General features: G+C 60.7%; 2 protein-coding genes. Both read right to left on the reverse strand.

Annotation, left to right across the window (positions count from 1 at the left end; translation table 11 throughout):
• Positions 1-134, reverse strand: a 134-nt coding sequence (locus tag KW825_RS20775) for a phosphoribosylformylglycinamidine synthase subunit PurS (protein ID WP_371315824.1), incomplete at its 3' end; no start/stop codon positions are given.
• A gap of 39 nt (positions 135-173) precedes the next feature.
• Positions 174-448: phosphoribosylaminoimidazolesuccinocarboxamide synthase (locus KW825_RS20280; protein ID WP_305730762.1), on the reverse strand; the 275-nt coding region annotated here is incomplete at its 5' end.

The following is a 448-nucleotide window of genomic DNA, read 5'->3' on the forward strand; positions in this document are numbered from 1 at the left end:
TGGCCGACGCCATCAAAACCGAGCGCGCCGAGCGCGCCTTCGATCGCCTTGCCCTGGGGGTCGAGAACGCCGTTCTTCAGCGTGACCGTTACGCGTGCCTTGATCATGTGTTCCTCTTCAGACGCTTTTTTCATTTGGCCGTGCGGCCTGGGCGGGAAGAGACCCGCCCGCGATTACTTGACCAGAACGGGACCCGTGCCGCGGATCGGCTCGTTCTCGTTGATGATTCCGAGCCGGCGGGCGACTTCCTGGTAGGCTTCCAGCAATCCACCCATGTCGCGGCGAAAACGGTCCTTGTCCATTTTCTCCTGGGTGTTGACGTCCCAGAGACGGCAGCTATCCGGTGAAATCTCGTCGGCGATGATGATGCGCATCATGTCGCCTTCGTAGAGGCGGCCGCATTCGATCTTGAAGTCGACGAGCTGGATGCCAACGCCGAGGAAAAGGC

The sequence above is a fragment of the Aeromonas sp. sif2433 genome (genome assembly GCF_019218705.1).
Lineage (GTDB): Bacteria > Pseudomonadota > Gammaproteobacteria > Enterobacterales > Aeromonadaceae > Aeromonas > Aeromonas encheleia.